This window comes from Sphingomonas sp. A2-49 (assembly GCF_025548555.1).
GTDB lineage: Bacteria > Pseudomonadota > Alphaproteobacteria > Sphingomonadales > Sphingomonadaceae > Sphingomonas.
Genome location: NZ_JAJLPA010000024.1, coordinates 49,867 through 64,418 on the forward strand (window position 1 = coordinate 49,867; position 14,552 = coordinate 64,418).

General features: G+C 66.9%; 10 protein-coding genes and 1 pseudogene. 3 read left to right on the forward strand and 8 right to left on the reverse strand.

The window, feature by feature from the left end; all coding sequences use genetic code 11:
- Positions 1–110: 110 nt before the first annotated feature.
- From treF to LPN01_RS15885, 6 genes are all read right to left on the reverse strand, one after another.
- Positions 111–1,541, reverse strand: coding sequence for an alpha,alpha-trehalase TreF (gene treF / locus LPN01_RS15860; RefSeq protein ID WP_410482844.1), 1,431 nt, complete (start codon positions 1,539–1,541; stop codon positions 111–113).
- Positions 1,542–1,606: 65 nt separating this feature from the next.
- A complete protein-coding gene (locus LPN01_RS15865) occupies positions 1,607–2,539 on the reverse strand; it encodes an alpha/beta hydrolase (RefSeq protein WP_262829392.1) in 933 nt (310 codons plus the stop codon).
- A 3-nt stretch (positions 2,540–2,542) separates the two neighbouring features.
- Positions 2,543–3,514, reverse strand: a complete 972-nt coding sequence (locus LPN01_RS15870) for an alpha/beta hydrolase (RefSeq protein ID WP_262829393.1) — start codon at positions 3,512–3,514, stop codon at positions 2,543–2,545.
- A 4-nt stretch (positions 3,515–3,518) separates the two neighbouring features.
- Complete coding sequence (locus tag LPN01_RS15875; protein ID WP_262829394.1) at positions 3,519–4,877, reverse strand: MFS transporter; 1,359 nt, start codon at positions 4,875–4,877, stop codon at positions 3,519–3,521.
- Between the two features lie 2 nt (positions 4,878–4,879).
- A complete protein-coding gene (locus LPN01_RS15880) occupies positions 4,880–7,285 on the reverse strand; it encodes a TonB-dependent receptor (RefSeq protein ID WP_262829395.1) in 2,406 nt (801 codons plus the stop codon).
- A gap of 105 nt (positions 7,286–7,390) precedes the next feature.
- Entirely contained in the window at positions 7,391–8,398 is a 1,008-nt protein-coding gene (locus LPN01_RS15885; RefSeq protein WP_262829396.1) for a LacI family DNA-binding transcriptional regulator, read from the reverse strand.
- A 788-nt stretch (positions 8,399–9,186) separates the two neighbouring features.
- Between LPN01_RS15885 and LPN01_RS15890 the strand changes: the two genes are divergently transcribed.
- Entirely contained in the window at positions 9,187–9,408 is a 222-nt protein-coding gene (locus tag LPN01_RS15890; protein WP_262829397.1) for a hypothetical protein, read from the forward strand.
- Positions 9,409–9,913: 505 nt separating this feature from the next.
- Here LPN01_RS15890 and LPN01_RS15895 read toward each other — a convergent pair.
- Together LPN01_RS15895 and LPN01_RS15900 are read right to left on the reverse strand one after the other, a co-directional pair.
- Complete coding sequence (locus tag LPN01_RS15895) at positions 9,914–10,618, reverse strand: acid phosphatase (protein WP_262829398.1); 705 nt, start codon at positions 10,616–10,618, stop codon at positions 9,914–9,916.
- Positions 10,618–13,371: a TonB-dependent receptor gene (locus LPN01_RS15900; RefSeq protein WP_262829399.1), complete on the reverse strand. Its 2,754-nt coding sequence runs from the start codon at positions 13,369–13,371 to the stop codon at positions 10,618–10,620. Before LPN01_RS15900 ends, LPN01_RS15895 begins: the two co-directional genes overlap by 1 nt.
- Before the next feature lie 172 nt (positions 13,372–13,543).
- Between LPN01_RS15900 and LPN01_RS15905 the strand changes: the two genes are divergently transcribed.
- Positions 13,544–14,365: a lactonase family protein gene (locus LPN01_RS15905; protein WP_262829400.1), complete on the forward strand. Its 822-nt coding sequence runs from the start codon at positions 13,544–13,546 to the stop codon at positions 14,363–14,365.
- Positions 14,362–14,552: pseudogene (locus tag LPN01_RS15910) on the forward strand (hypothetical protein); the annotation flags it as partial. The gene LPN01_RS15905 and the pseudogene LPN01_RS15910, both read left to right, overlap by 4 nt.

The following is a 14,552-nucleotide window of genomic DNA, read 5'->3' on the forward strand; positions in this document are numbered from 1 at the left end:
CCAAAATCGTTGAACCCGAATGACAAAGTCCGGAATATTCCTGGCGCCTGCGCGAGACATCGCGGCGCTCGTCCGTCGGCACGCGGCGGACGGGATGCGGCCGTCGCGGATCAATCGCACGCCACGAGATCCATCAACGCCGTGGTGACGCCGTTCGTCCAGCCGAAGCCGAGTTGCGGCACGTATTCGCCCCCGGCCCCGGCACGGCACGCCTCGACGTCGTATTTCTCGTGGATGCGTCCGCTGCCCTGGAATTCCGCGTCGACGGTCTGCGTCCATCGTCGCGCGATCAGCCTTGCGAGATCGTGGTGGCCGTAACGGCGCAGCCCGCTGGCCGCCATCCATTGGAGCGGCGCCCAGCCGTTCGGCGCGTCCCACTGCTGGCCGGTGCGCACGCAGGAGGTGCGCAGGCCGCCGGGCGCAAGCAACCATTGGCGGATCGACGCCTCGGTCGCATCCGCCTGCGCCGCGGATGCGAGACCGGTGAACAACGGCACCGCGCTTGCGGCCGTGATCGGGCGACGCACCCCGTCGCGCAGATCGAAGTCGGTGAAATAGCCGGCCTCCGACCAGCACCAGCGCGTCACCGCCGCCTGGCGCTCGGTTGCGCGCCGGCGGAACGCCGCGGCCAGCGCGTCCTGCCACAGGCGGTCGGCCGCGACCGCGATCGCCCGCTCCAGTCCGAACAGAAACGCGTTGAGATCGACGGCGACGAAGTCGGTCGTCCGGATGCTCGACAGCTGGCCGTCGTCGCACCATCGCGACGAGAAATCCCAGCCGCTCTCCGCACCCGCCCGCAGGTCGCGGAACATGCGTGCCGGATCGCGGAACGACGCGGACGAAGTCGCGACGTCTTCGCTGAACGATTCCTCGCGCGGCGTATCGCGCCGGTCCCAATAGCGGTTGAGGATCGAACCGTCGGGCATCGCGACGACATTTCCCGAACGATCCCCGGGCCCAAGCCGCTCGGCATCCGCCATCCAGTAGCGATGTTCCTCCACCATCGCCGACAGCCGCCGACGAAGCGCCGCCGGCTGCGCCTCCGGCAGCAGTTCCACCATGGCATGGTAGAGCGGCGGCTGCGATCGGCTGAGGTAATAGCTGCGCGTTCCGTTGGGGACATAGCCGTAGCGCTCGATCAATTCGGTGAACCGTTCGAGCAGGGACCGCGCCAGCGCCTCCTCCCCGTCATGCACCAGCCCGAGCATGGTGAAATAGCTGTCCCAATAATAGAGTTCGGCGAAGCGCCCGCCGGGCACGACATAGGGGCCCTCCAGCGCCAGCAGCGATCCGTCGGGTATCGCGGCATCGCCGCCACGACGCAGCTCGGGCCAGATCGAGCGGATATATCGCCGCAGGTTGCGCTCCTCCCGCGCGGCATGGACGCTGGCGATGGTCGGGAGTTCGAAATTGTCCAGGACGAACGCGCGCAAGTCGTCATCCGCGCGCGCCACGGTCGCGAATCGTTCCATGATCTCCGCGGCCGGGCGACGCGGCACCGCATCGACGAACGTCTTTCCATCGGGGAACAGTCGACGCATCTGCACCTCCTCCAGCAAGGCGCCGAAGAGGTCCGCGGGCGTGGGTGCGAGGGGTGGCGACGTCGTCATGCCAGCGCCCGGCGCAGGAACGCGGCCTGTTGCCGGAGCGCCACGTCGCTCTCATGGCAATCCATCAATGCCCAGAAGGCATGGGGCATCGCCTCGTGCACGATCAGATCCGCGGCTATGCCCGCCGCCCGCAGCGCCAGATGGAACATCACCGTCTGGCTCAGCAGCTGGTCGCGCGTGCTCGTCATCAGCAGCATGGGCGGGAAGTCGGCGAGATCGCCGAACAAAGGCGAGAACAGCGGGTCGCGCGGATCCTGACCGGGCGCGAACGCCCTTGCCGCATCCGCGAGGGTCCGTCCGCCGGGCAGCGGCGGCAGATAGCCCTCGATATCCCCGGCCCGCGCCAGATCGGCGGTTCCCGAAAAGATGCCCGCCGCGGCCGGCATCGGCAGCCCCTCGTGCTTCAGCCGCGCGAGCAGCTGGGCGGTCAGGATGGCGCCCGCGGAGGTGCCGAACACCGCGATCCGTCCGGGCGGATATCGCTCGAGCGCCGCGCGATACACCGCCAGCGCATCGTCGACGGGGGCCGGAAAGGGATGTTCGGGCGCCAGCCGGTATTGGACGGTGACGACCGGGACCCCCGACAGGGCGGCGATCGGAACGCTCTCGGCCAGCGATCCGGCATCGACGACAAACCCGCCGCCATGCAGGTTGATGAGCAACCCCGATCCGGCATGAGCGCCGCCCTGCGGAGGCGCCACGGTCTTCACCGGCACGCCGTGCATCGTCGCGTCCGCCAGGGTGACGCCGAAGCGCGCGATGCGCGCGTCCGCGAGCGGGCGGGTCATCGCCTCCGCCATCGTGCGCTGTTCGGCGATGGTACGGTCGGGCTGGGGCTGCGACCAGAGGGCCAGCAGCGACCGCAACTGCCAATGCGTGTCCGCGGCGATCGTTTCGGCGAGCGGGGGTTGCGGCAGGATGGGCAACATGGGTTATCCTTTCGCCTCGGCGGCGGGCGCGGACGCCGCCGTGCCCAGGTGCCTGCCCAGGAACGCCGCCTGCGCGGCGAGCGCCGTCCGGCTTTCGGGGACGTCGATCGACGTCCAGAAACCATGGGTCATGCCTTCGAACACCCGCAATTCCGTCGGTACGTCCGCCGCGATCAGCGCTTCGTGGAGCATCACGGTCTGGCTGAGAAACTGATCGCGCGTGCTCGTCATCAGCAGGATCGGCGGCAGCCCGCGCAGGTCGCCGTAAAGCGGTGAGATCAGGGGATCGCGAACGTCGGCATCGCCGCGATAGATCGCCAGGAGCCCGGGTGTATCGAGCCCCGGCGTCAGCGGTGGCAGGAACGCCTCGCAATCGCCGGCGCGGGCGAAATCCGCGGAGACGGAAAACAGCCCCGCCGACGCAGGCATCGGCACGCCTTCCGCCTTCAGACGGACGAGCAGCTGGAGCGTCAGGATCGCACCGGCGGAGGTGCCGAACAGTCCGACCCTGGCGGCGCTGCGCGTTTCGATCGCGCCGATATAGGCGGCGAGCGCATCGTCGACCGCCGCGGGATAGGTGTGTTCGGGCGCGAGCCGGTACATGACGCTGGCCACCGGCACGCCCGTCAGCGCGGCGATCGGCACGCTCTCCGGCAGGGCGGCGTAATCGATGACGAAGCCGCCGCCATGAAAGTTGAGCAACACGGGACCGGTGTCGTCATCGCCGTCCCAGCCGTGCGGGCGGATGTGCTGCACCGGGATGCCGCCAAGGTCGGCCTCTCTGACGGTGGCGCCATATTGGGCGAGGCGGCGCGCCGCGATCGGCGCGGTACGTCGGACGGCGTCGGCGCGCGCCGCCTGGATGCTGTCGAGCGGAGGCTCGCCCCGCTCCGCTGCGGCCTGCATCTGGACGCGCGCTTCCTGACTGATGGTCGGAGCGAACACGGGTCGCCGCTCGCCTGTGGCATTGGTCATGGATCTATCCTGGTTGAGGCGCGGTCCGGGACGGCGACGCATGGTGCGGCCCGGGTTCGATGCCACCGGCCTCCACGCGCGCGGCGCGATAGAACGGCATGGCGATCACCAAAGCGACGATCGCCACCACCGCCGAGGCGCCGTCGACCAGCGCCAGCGATCGCGCCAGTCCGTCCGTGCCCGGGAACAGGTGTTCGTGCAGCACGGCGACCGCGCTCGGCCCCATCGTCGCGGGGATCAGCCCGACCAGCAGCATGTAGATGGCGATCAGCCGCGCCCGCATATGGGGTGGCGCGACGTCCTGGATTGCCGCGGTTGCGGTCACGGTCGGCGCACCGAGGATGAGGTACAGGGCACAGACGATCGCGATCGTCGGCAATGCCCCGTCCATCAGCGGCAGGACGAGCGCCCCGGCCAGCAGCACCGCCCCTGCCCCCAGGCTTACGCGGAGCACGCCGTCGATCCGCCGGGCCTTTTCGAACCGGTCGCTGGCGACCCCGACCAGCCACGTCCCGGCGACGGCGAACACCAGCGCTGCGCCGCCGGTGAGCGAACCCGTCTGGATCGCGGAAAAGGCGCGCTCGCGCATCAGCATCGTGGGCAGCCACGCGCCGGTCGCGAACACCGCGGTGCTCAGGGCCAGCATGCTGCCCGCCAGCGGCACATACAGGCGCCACCGCAGCGCCAGATGGGCGAGGATGCCCGTCACGGCCGCCGCGGAACGATCGCCGTCGCCGCGACGCACCGGTTCCCGGAACGTCGTGAGCAGCAGGAGCGCGACGACGCCCATCGCGCCGAGCGCCATGAACGCCACGCGCCATGCCTCCCCGCCGGCCAACATGCCCCCCGGGAGCGCGGCGCCCGAAGGTCCCTGCCCGACCAGCCAGCCACCGCCGATCATCGCGACGGCCGCACCCGCCGGTCCGCCGCACCCGAACAGCGCGATCGCCCGCGCCAGCCGGGCGCGCGGGACCAGATCGAGCATCAACGCGCCCGTGGCCGGAAACAGCAAGACCTCGCCGATGCCCAGGAACACCCGCGCCGCGAACAGCTGGCTGAACGACTGCGCCGCCGCACAGGCGATCGTCGCCAGCGTCCAGCCGAACACGCCGACCATGATGATCCGTTTCCGGTTCAGCCGGTCGGCAAGGCCGGCGATCGGCAGTCCTACGACGGCGGCGAACATCGCGACCGCAAAGCCCTGCAACAGGCTGAAATCCACGTCGGTGATCGCGAGCGACGCCTTGATGTCATCGACCATGATGTTGATGACCTGCGCACTCGCGATCGCGACCAGATGGCAGAACGCGAGCACCAGGATGGGCCACAGCCACCGGTCCGGCGGGGGTGCCGGCGATGGCATCGTCAGAACGCCCGCCGGACGCTCAGCCCGTACATTCTGGGTTCGCCGAACGTCGCGACCGACAGGCCGGTCGCGTTGTAGAAGTCGAGCTCGGACTGGTAATAGACCTTGTTCGTCGCATTGGTGACGAATGCGCCCAGATCGATCCGGCTGCCCAGCGCGTCGGTCCAGTCGAGCCGCAGGTTGAGCAGCCCATAGGCGGGCTGCCGGTTCGTCGGCGACCCGGGTCCGAAGTCGCCTATCCCCGAATAGACGCTGCTCTGATAGGAATAGGTCGCCCCCGCCCAGACGGCACCCGCCTTGTCCGGCAGCGGCAGCCGCACCCTCGCACCGGCACTCACCTTAATACGCGGCGTCAGCGCGAACGGCAGGTCGGTGAGGTCGCGCCCGAGCGGCGTGACGTAGTTCTTGTATTGCGCGTCGATCAGCGAATAGGACAGGTTCATTTCGACGTTCCGGCCCGGCTTGATCCTGTTTTCCAGCTCGATGCCCTGGATCGAGGCGCGGGCGCCGTTGGCCGTCAGACCCTGCGGCGAACCGGCGATCACCGCGACCGTCAGCACCTGCGCATCGTCATACCAGCTTTTGTAGACGGCAAGATTGGAGCGCCCATTGATCCCGGCGAACGACCATTCGGTCTTCAATCCCCCCTCGATGTCGCGCACGCGCTCCGGACGGTAGCGGAAATAGGGCCCGAACTGCTGGCCGAGAACCGCAGAGATGATGTTGAAGCCGCCGCTCTTGTACCCCTGCCGCGTCGCCGCATACAGGAGCGTGCGGGGCGTGATCTGATAGTCGAGGCTCACGTTGTAGCTGTCGCCATCGTGCCGCGTGCTCGCGGAGATGTAGCAATCCGGATAGACCGACCCGAAGCGCGTCAGGCACGGATCCCCGGGCTTCGGATTGATCGAATCCGACCCCGCCAGCGCGATGCCCTGCGTGATCTCATCCCACGTATGGCGATATCCGGCGGTGAATTTCAGTCCCTCGGCCACGCGCGACAGATCGATCGTGCCCTGCGCGTAGACGCCGATCGTCCGGGTCACGAGGTCGAGCCTGAACGCATCGGCATAGTTCGCGCCGAACCGCTGGATGAACGTCTGCGACCCGCGCGGATTGCGGTTATGCTCGTAATAGCCGCCGAACTGCCAGCTGAGATCGCCGAACGACTTGCCGGCCAGCCGCAATTCCTCGGTGATGGTGCGGACATCCGTATTCCATGTCCCGGGGTACGACCCGATCGAATCGACGATGGGCAGCGGGGTCGCATCCCCGTCCTCCGCCCGGCGATACTGTCGACGCGAGTAGGAGGCGATGTTCTTCAATTCGACCGCGTCGCCCAGCGATACCGTCGTCTTGTTGATGACGTTCAGGGTGCGGCCCTGGCTGAAGCCGGCTATGCCCTGGTTGATCTCCCGTACGCCGCGCGCCTGCTGCGCCTGGAAAAAGGGCAAGGCTTCCGGACGGATCGCCGGATTGACGCCGATCAGCACCATGCCCGGGCTGCGCTCGTCGTAATCGACGTAATTGGCGAGCAGGTAGTTCTCGAAGCCCGCGACCGGCTGCGCCAGCAAACCGACCCGGAACGCATTGTAGTGCCGGTTCTCATAGGCGATCCCGGTACCGACATCGCGCGTATAGCCATCGCGTCGCCCGATCTGGCCGGCGACCCGCAGCGCCAGCGCGTCCGAAACGATCGGCACGTTGACCGCACCGACGAATTCCGCCCGGCGGAAATCGCCGACGGTGACCTGGCCGAAGCCGCCGAATTCGTATCCCGGACGCTGCGGCTCGAACAGGATCGCGCCGCCGGTCGTGTTGCGGCCGAACAGCGTGCCTTGCGGCCCTTTGAGGACCTGGACCGACTGGAGATCGTAATAGATGCCGGGACCCGCGATAATCACCGGCACCTCGGATACGTAGCTGACGACCGAGGGGCCGCCGCCCGCCCCGCCGCCGGTCGACAGGCCGGTTTCGGTCTGGCCGCGCAGCGTGATGATTTCCTGGTTGCGATTGAACTGGCCGTTGACGTTCAGCGAGGGCACCGACTGCTGGAGGTCGAACAGCGACTGGACGCGGCCGCGGTCGAGCGCAGCCTGATCGAATGCGGTGACCGCCAACGGCACCTGCTGGAGCTTTTCGTCCTTACGACGCGCCGTGACGACGATATCGCCGATCGCGCCCTGCCCCGTGGCACCCTGACCGGTGACACCCTCACCGCCGACACCCCGACCCGTGGCACCCTGCCCGGCGACGTCCTGACCAGCGGCGTCCTGACCGGATTGGGCCTGCGCGGCCGGGGCCACGGACGCGTCGCTCGACTGGGCGGCTGCCGGACAGATGGCGAACGTCCCGATCGTCGTGGCCAGGAGCATACCGACCGACCACCGCTGCGAAATCCTGCGCATATCCGTTCCTCCCCACTCCCCCGCATTCTCGCGGGGTTCGCAGACCGGCCGATACCGCGAAATGCAACGCGTTGCAACACGAGTACGTGGTTTTCTTTGAATTGCTCAGCTTTCCCGAATGATAAGCTCGGTCGGCATGACGGCCGAGGTCGCCGTTTCGCCTGCAATCTGTTGCATCAGGCAATCGACGAGCAACGCGGCGGCCAATTGCGTGTCCTGACGGATGCTGGTGAGCGTCGGACGCACCTGATAGGCCTGCGGAATATCGTCATATCCGATGACCGATACGTCCCGGGGCACGCGCAATGCCCTGTCGCTCAGGGCCGCGATCGCGGCGAGCGCGCCGGTGTCGCTGGCACAGAAGATCGCGTCGGGCGGCGGCGCGTCGCGGTCGAGATACGCGCGGATCGCCGCGAGGAACGCTTCGTAGGACAGGTCGGCGGGTTCCAGCACATCGAGCGCATATGCCTCGCCACTGCCCGACAGCCCCGCCTCGAGCCCCTCTTTCCGGGCGAGGATCTCATGATGGGATAGCGGTCCGACGAACACTATCCGCGCGCGGCCCAACGCGACGAAGCGGCGCGCCGCAAGCCGTCCCCCCAGGCGATTGTCGGTGCCGACGGTGCAATAACGCTCGTCCGGATCGGCCACCCCCCAGACCACGAAGGGCACCGACGTATCCGCGAGTGCCCGCAGGACGGGCATGCGCTGTCCCTGCCCGATGAAGATCACGCCGTCCGCGAGTTGCGAGGCGACCATATCCTCGTAGGTGCCGATCGATTCGTCGTCGGGCGAGTGGAGCAGGACGTCATGCTTCCTGGCATTCACCGCCTTCAGGACATCGGCGAACAACTCGAAGTGAAAGGGTTGCGACACCCGCTGGTTGGGCAGGGACGGCAGGTCGAGGACAAGCGCGATCGTCTGCGCGCGGTTCTGCCGCAGGCGGCGCGCGCTCCGGTTGACCGCATAGCCCTGCTCGCGGGCGATCCCCATGATCCGCTGGCGCGTGGCCTCCTTCACGAGGGTGCTGCCGCTCATGACGCGGGACACGGTCGCCTTCGAAACCCCGGCCAGCCGTGCGATTTCGTCCATCGTGCGTCGGTCGATCGTCAACAAACTGCTCCTGCATCATGAGGCGGTCATGCCCCATGCCCCGGCGAACCGGACATGAGAACCGTTGCAAGGTTGAGACAATCCCCGGAATGTCAACCGTGGCGCGCCGCCGTGCCGATGTGGGTTTGCGCTGACGCGGCTTTCGAACGGAGATGCCGCTCTTTTCGACAGGGCAGACACGCCTGACCGGCGAAAAGCGCGTTCCGTTGGGTCTGACTGCCGAGGGCGCTGTGCAGATGGTGTCGTTTTAGACGTGCCGCCAAAGCCTCGCATTTCACCGAGGCAACATCCAACCTCGGCAAATAGTATCTCGCGAAGATGGGATACACGATCATCAATATTCGTGGCATGCGCATGCGTGGACCAAGCGTTTCCCGAACCTAAACACTGCCAATTAAGTAATTGCAATTTTCGGGTATAATATAGTTGTCGGCTTGTCATTGGCCCGATCCATCCCTCTGCGTGCCTCGATCGTGGCCGGCGCGGTGGATGGCCGGTTGCGGGCCAACGGCGCATAGTCTGGTTCGCAATCTTTCAGCCGAAAGGCATGACGAATTTGACAGGCGTATTGCGCACGGCTCCTGTGGGTGCTGCACGCTTACTTTCGCGCAGGTCGCGACGTTTCGTCGTACGCTGCATCGTGCACGGTCCGGCCCGATGTCCACCCAACCCAGGGTCGATCTCAGGCCGGTCGATGGTCGGGCAACCGGGCTGCGGCAGGGACGGCAACCTCGTGTTGCTATCGCCAAAGGTCCGTCACCGTGCCCAGATGACCGACATAAAACGGCATGAACTGCATTCAGGCACGCCGCATATATCTGCACATCGCCGACCGCATTCCCGGCCGAGCGCAAGCGGCGAACTTTCCGGTAGGCGCGCTGCTGCCGTCCGAACGCAATCTCGCGACACGGGTCGCGCTCAGCCGGTCCTGCGCAGGTCTATTTGCCTGCGGCGAGCGGCAGCGCCGCAGGTCCGTCGCGTGGCTCGCCGCGCGCGAGGCGATAGCGTAGCGGCAGAGGATTTCGGGTCATCGCCAGATTCCCGGATGATGGCTGAACGACGAACGCTGTGGTTAGGCCGATAAGGTTTTCGAGAAACATTTCGCCTCCATTTAAATCGATGACGCCCGCGTGCGTTTAAGGAACGCTCGGGTACGAGGTGCTCGCGACGCCAAGCAATCGTTCGCTAGTGTCGTTGTTTGTCCGGCAGCACGGTCACGTCGATTGCGGAGCCCTCTGCCTGCGACTGGATCCGATCATGTACGCCGCGCCATTCGGGAACCGAGCGCGACACTGGTTGATGGCGTTCGGATGAACGTCATCCCGCTGCGTCGCTTCGGTCAGCATTTCCTCGCCCTTCCCGGCGCGCGGTACCATCTTAGCCCGGAAGGCCGGGCTGTGGCTCCGGCGCGCTCGCTTGCTCGTTTCGCCTCCCGCGCGCGGTCAGCATGGCCGCTGTCGGATCGGCAATCCACGCAGCCCCCCAAAGATCCCACCATTGCACCACAGCGGCTCTCTACGGCGCACGGGCATCCTGGCGGAGCGGATCAAGCTCTTCCCGAGCGGTTGCGAGATCGCGGCGGAACGCCGGGTCGCCGTGGAGCCGGGCAACGACGGCGGCCGCAGCTTGGCGACCCGCCATGACCGCGCTGGCGTTGTGCGCGCCGCAGACGATGCGACTTTCGCCATAGTCGCGTCCGCGTGCAAGCAGTGGACCGGCGCGGTCCGGCATGAGTTCCGCGAGGACCAGCGAGGCCGCCGTCCCCCAGCTCGTATGCCCCGAGGGATAGTCGAAATCCGCCGCGAGCGGCTCGCGCGGCTGGCAGATGGGGCCCGGATCGGCGAGGAACGGCCGACGGCGACCGTAGCCGGGCTTCACCGCCCTCACCGCGCTCGCCACGTCGCCGCGCATGCGGGTCAGCAATCGGGCGAGCGCCGGCGTTGCCTCGGTCGACAGCGTGCGCCCTGCGGCCGGCGTGAAGTCCGCGAGGATCGCGGGCACGCGCTCGTCGGTGTCGGCGATCGCCTGTTGCCAGCGCGGCGTTCCCGCAAACCGGCGGGTCGCACGAAACGTCGCGCGATCGGCGGCATCCTCCGGCGATCCCGCGACCGGGGCGGGCGGCAGCACGTCGCGCAATGCGATGCCCGGCCCCGAAAGGTAGCGCTGCGCCGACGCCGGCGCGGCGAGCAGCAACAGCGGCAGGATGACCGCGGCGCGCATCAGAACCGCACCAGGGCACCGATGTAATAGGCGCGGCCGTTCGCAAGCTCTTCGCTCAGCAGATTGAATGCAGGCCCCGTGACGCGCGTGGGAAGATTGTCGGACAGGTTCTTGCCCTGCGCGACGATGGTCAGCGCACGCGACAGCTTCACGCGGACCTGTGCGTCGAACAGGTCGCTTGCCTTGTACCGGACATCCTGCGTCGGATCGGTGGTCGACACGGTGAGGAGCAACGGCGACAGGTGGTTCCATGCGCCCTGCACCGTCACGGGGCCGACGGTGTAGAAGACGCGGACGTTGCCGACGACATCGGCGCTCTCGACCAGGCTGGCGAGCTGGCGACGCGTCCCGTTCGCCATCATCACCGACGGAGCGGTGGGGTTCAGAAGCGTGAGGTTGGCGGACAGGCCGAGCCCATCGAGCGGGCGCGGCAGGAAGGACATGCGCGTGACGACGGCGTTCAGTTCGACACGGCGGATCACCGTCCCGCTCGCGTTGACCGGCCGAATCGTCGTCACCTGCGTCGTGACGCCGTTGTACGGCTGGAGCGCGGTGTTGCTGACCGTCAGGATCTCGTCGCGGATGGTCTTGATGAAGCCCGCGGCCGCAAACAGCACGTCGCGGTTGACGTAATATTCGAGGCTGACGTCATAATTGTCGCTCCGGCGCGGGCGCAATTGCGCGTTGCCGGTGGTGATGGTGACGAAATTGGTGCCCGAATTTATCGCGATCGTCTGACGTCCGGCAAGGTCGCTGTAGTTGGGGCGAGCCAGCGTGCGGCCGAACGCCGCACGGGCGCGCAGCCTGCCCGTCACGTCCCAGTCGAGCTGCGCCGACGGCAGCCAGTCGTGATAATGCTGGCCCTGCTGGCCATAGGTTAGCGTCGTCGCCCTGCCCGCCGTGGTGATCGCATAGGAGCCGGTCGTCAGGTCGGTCGCCTCGTACCGCACGCCTCCGGTCAGCCGCAGCGTGTCGAGCGCGTAGCGACCGAGCAGATAGGCGGCCTTGATATCCTCGGTCAGCGTGTAATCCGATTGCAGCCCGGTCTGGACGTTGGTGGGATTGGCGGTGAACTTGCCCCGGTTGGCCGCGAAGAAGGCGCTGACCGCGTCGGGATCGAAGAAGATCATCGTCTGCCCGTTGCCGTTGTACGGCGTGTAGCGCTGCGGCACGACGAAGGGGGCGAGCGAGGTCGCTCCGGCGACGGGGGTATAGTCGTTGACGGCGCGATCGTAGCGACGGTCGACGAATCGTGCGAACAGGCCCGTCGCGAAGCCGAAGCCGCGATCGGCGCTGTCGGTGTTGACCCGAAGATTGGCGCGCCCGGTCAACGCCTTTTCCTTCTGGTCGTCGGGGACGGTCTGATAGTCATAGATGCTGTAATTTGCCGCACCGAAGACATAGCCGGGGTTGGCGAAGTCGAACTGCGGGAACCGGCCGGGCGTGATCGTGTACCGGTATGCTAGGTTCGTCCCGCCAGGGATGCGGAACACCGCCGTCGTCGCGTCCTGACTATAGGTCGCGATCGCGTAGTTCACGCCGAAATCGGCCTTGATGTGGCTGCCCGGATCGAGTTCGCCGTGGAAATCGCCGTACTGGATACCGCGCTTCTGGAAGAATTGGGACGCGTCCGCCTGCGCGTAGTTGCCGTTCGTGACGGAGCCGCCGGCGGTCGTGACGTTCACGATGTTGGCAAACCGGCCCGTCGCCGCGGTCACCGTGGTGTTCGGCGTGACGCTGTTCGCCTGCCGGTCCTCGTCGTTTGTGTGATAGAATTTGGCGAAGGTGAGCGCGCCCTTGAACAGGACGTGGTCGTCGAATTCGAGCTTGGCGAATCCCCCGTAACGCTGGCGGAGATTGTCGTAGTGCAGCCAACGGCGTACCGACGGCACGACGGCGGCATTGCCCGCATCGCTCACCGCGGCGTTCAGCCTCTGCCCGGTCGTCGGATCGACGTAGAGCGGCGTGGTGCTGGCGGAGTTGAGCGACGCGCTGACCCGGCGGAAATAGCTGCCGGCGACCACCAGGCCGAACTTGTGGTCGGGACCGAACGTCGTCGCGCCGACGAGTTCGGCCTGCCCGGAGGGCGTGTTGCCGCCGCGCGTGCGCTGGAAGTCCCAGCGGCCGATGTCGAAGCGGCCGCCGAGGAACGGTTTTGCCCCATTGTCGAAGGCGCTGCGCGTGCGTAGGTTCGCGATGCCGCCGATGGCATTGCCGTTCATCGCGGCGTCCATCGACTTGTAAACCTCGACGCGGGCCGCGAGCGATGAGGGAATGACGTCGAGCGACACGTTGCGGCGGCTGATTTCGTTTGCGGGCAACGGCACGCCGTCGATCTCGACCAGGTTATAATCGGCGTTGAGCCCCCGGATCGACAGGAATTGCGCCTCGCCGCGGCCGTTGTTCTGGACCGTCGAGATGCCGGGAACGCGGGTCAGCGCCTCGCCCAGGCCGAAATCGGGCAGGGTTCCGATCTCATCCGAGCTGATGCTGTCCGAAATGACGCCGATGCTGCGCTTGGCGGCGATATCCTTGATCGCCTGCAACCGCGCGCCGGTGACGACGATGTCGGCGCCGGCCGAATCCTGCGGAACGGTCGCGGCCTCGGCAGTGGCGTCCTGCGACGTGACCGCCGTCGCATCGGTCGACCGGGGCGAGGGAGGCGATGCCCGATCCGTAGTCTGCGCCATGGCGGGCGCGGCCAGAGCCGTCGTCATCAACAGGAAGGTGCGTGCCATGAACGATGCGGCCACCAAAAATCTCCTCTTTCCCCATGCAGGTCGAACGCCTATTATTCACCATAGGTGACATAAGTGTGACGGTTTGCATAGCGGTGAATTCGCCGGCCGATGGAAAGGAATAATGATGTTATATTCGAATGCTTTGGCTGCTTTTGCGCTGTTAGCGGCAGGCGAAAGCGCGCCGGTGCAGGGTCAAATCTATGCCTGCGGCGACGATCAGATTCGCGAATATACGGTCACCGGCGATGCCGCCGTGGAGACGTGGCGCTGGCGGGCGGCGGACGCGCGCGATCTGCCGGCGATCTACCGGACCAGGCTGCTTGCGCATATCGACGACTGCAAGCCGGTCGACGACGGCAGGGCGATCCTCGTCACCGCTTCGACCGGGGGCGTCGTACTGATCGACCGTGCGACCGGGCACGTTCGATTCCGGGCGACCGCGCCGATGGCCCATTCGGCCGATCTGTTGCCCGGCGGCCATGCCGCGGTCGCACTATCGATCAACAAGAACGGTGATCGGCTGGAATTGTACGCGCTGTCGCGGAACGAACGACCGCTGGCCAGCGTGTCGTTGCCTTCAGGCCATGGCGCGGTCTGGGACGCGGGGCGGCAGCGGCTGTTCGCGCTGTCGCATGACCTGATCCAGGCATTCGCCTTCGATTCCAAGGCCGCCGATCCGCATCTGACCGAAACCGCGCGCTGGACGCTGCCGGGCCGCCACGATGGCCACGACCTGTCGGCGACACCGGAAGGCGGCTATGTCGTCACCACCGACGACGGCGTATGGCTCTTCGATCCCGACGGCGGTCGCTTCACGCCCATTCCGGCGTTGAACCCGAAGCTGCGGGTCAAATCGGTCAGCGTGACGCGAAGGGCGATGGCGTGGGTGCAGGCGGAGGATAGCTGGTGGGCGCATGGCTTCACGGTCGCCGATCGCGACGCGAGCGCCCCGCAACGGATCGAGACGCCGGGGTTGCACCTGTACAAGGTCCGCTGGATCCGGTGATCTGGCGGCGCGCAAGCGCGACCTATGCCGCCGCGCATTTCGGCAAGAGCCTGTTGTGGACGGGCAGCGACCTGCTGCCCCTCTACCTTCTGGTGTCCGTCTTCGGGGTGGATCCGATGACGGCGGGGATGATATTCCTGATCGGCCTCGCCGCCAACGCGCTGACCGACTTCGGCGTCGGCATCTG